1 protein-coding gene is annotated in these 2,378 nt (G+C 49.2%); it reads left to right on the top strand.

What is annotated here, in order from left to right:
• Positions 1-2,378, top strand: a 2,378-nt coding sequence (locus AC1DFM_RS34550) for a condensation domain-containing protein (RefSeq protein ID WP_477081343.1), incomplete at both ends; no start/stop codon positions are given.

The raw sequence follows: 2,378 nt of genomic DNA, 5'->3' as shown, positions 1-2,378 counted from the left end.
CGATGTTGCTGCATGGCGGCAAACTGGTGCTGTGCAGCCAGGAGTCGCTGCTGGATGAGCAACAGCTCTCTGCCCTGATAGCCACGCACCAGGTAGATCTGATGTGGTTTACCAGTGGTTGGTTAAATCAGCTGGTAGACCGAGATATTACGGTATTTGCAGGTCTGGGTACAGTGCTCACTGGCGGAGATAAGTTATCGCCTTTACACATCCATACCTTACAGCAATATTATCCTTCCCTGCGGATYATTAACGGATACGGACCAACGGAGAATACCACTTTCTCCCTTACTTACCACATAGARAAAACGTTGTCGGATATTCCGGTGGGCAAACCTATCGGTCATAGCAGTGCTTACATCCTGGATGCMGCGGGGCAGTTATGTCCGGTAGGTGTAGCAGGAGAGATCGTTGTAGGAGGAGCAGGTATTGCCCGTGGCTACCTGAATAAACCGGAGTTAACAGCGGAGCGTTTTATACCCGATCCATTCCATTCTGGCGGGCGTCTTTATCGCACGGGTGATCTTGGTCGCTGGCTGCCGGATGGCAACATAGCTTTCCTTGGCCGCAAGGATGACCAGGTGAAGGTCCGGGGCTACCGGATAGAGCCCGGTGAGATCACGCATGCACTGCAATCTCACCCAGGTGTGGATGCAGCAATAGTAGTGGTGCGCAGCACTGCGCAGGGAGATAAAGAACTGGTGGCCTATTTCACCGGTGCTGAACCGTTACATACGACTACTCTAAGAGGATGGCTGGATAAAACACTCCCGGCCCATATGATCCCTGCTTACTTCGTGCAGATGGACAGCTTACCACTGAATGCCAACGGTAAAGTAGACCGCCGACAGCTRCCCGCTCCGGAAGACTTTGGACTAACTACCGGTACTACGTATATACCTGCCCGTAATACAACAGAAGCGCAGCTGATCTCCATCTGGGAGCAGGTGCTTGGCAGAATACAGGTTGGTGTTAAAGATAACTTCTTTGAGCTGGGTGGCCATAGCCTGAAAGCCACGAGACTGGCCAGTTTGATCCACAAGGCTTTTGAAGTGAAGTTGCCGTTAAAAGTACTTTTTTCCAACAGTATACTAGAAGAGCAGGCGTTACTGATTGCAAAGTCACGTAAAACCGCTTTTGCACAGATTGCGCGGGCGCCACAACAGGCGGCTTATCCTTTATCATCTTCCCAGCGTCGTTTATGGGTATTGAGCCAGTTTGAAGAAGGTAGTGTGGCTTATAACATGCCAGGCGTTTATACGTTGACTGGTGAGTTAAACATCGCTCAACTGGAACATGCGTTTGATTTGCTGATTGAACGGCATGAAGTGCTGAGGACCATCTTTAAGGAAGATGAAGAGTATGGTGTACAACAATACATTCTTCCTACCATAGATTTCAACATTCGTTACATCACACATCCCACAGACTTATCTGCCGATATTCAGTCTGTATGTTATACCCCTTTTGATCTGTCTACCGGCCCTTTACTACGGGCCTCCCTCTACGAAGTAGCAGCAGGGCAGTGGGTGTTTGTCTACGTGATGCATCACATCATCAGCGATGGCTGGTCAATGGGCGTATTGATCAAAGAGTTGCTGCATCTCTATCATGATAACAGTCCGCTTCCGGTATTGCCTCTCCAGTACAAGGATTATGCAGTATGGCAACAATCTCACGCAGACGATACCGCTAAAACTTATTGGCAGCAACAGTTTTCCGGTGAACTACCGATGCTGGAGCTGGTGGCTGATAAGCCCCGTCCGGCAGTAAAAACCTACCGTGGCGGGATGGTACAAAAAACAATAGACATCTCCGGTTTATCGGCGCTGTTACAACCTACGGGCAGCACGCTGTTCATGGGACTGGTAGCAGCGGTGAATACCTTACTGTACCGCTACAGCGGCCAGGAAGATATTATTTTGGGAAGCCCTGTTGCAGGCAGAGAACATGCAGACCTGGAAGGGCAATTAGGTTTCTATGTGAACACGCTGGCGCTAAGAACCCGCTTCAGCGGCAGTGAGAGCTATCTGCAACTGCTGGAACAGGTGCGACAGGTGACGATGGCAGCTTATGAACATCAGTCGTATCCTTTTGATGAGCTGGTGGACACATTGCCACTGAAGCGTGATATGAGTCGCAGCGCCTTGTTTGATGTGATGGTGGTGTTACAGGATGCAGATCTTGATGAAGTAGTAGCTGCCCAGCAAAATGGAAAGCTGCAAATAAATCCATATACAGACTTCCCTAATCCGGTCAGCAAATTTGATCTGAACTTCATATTTGAGCCACGGCAGGATGGACTACATCTCAGCATAGAATATAACAGTGACCTGTTTTACCATGATACCGTACTCACAATAGCTACTCACAATAGC

The sequence above is a fragment of the Chitinophaga sp. 05T412 genome (assembly GCF_056396465.1).
This window is presented reverse-complemented; position numbering and strand designations above follow the sequence as displayed.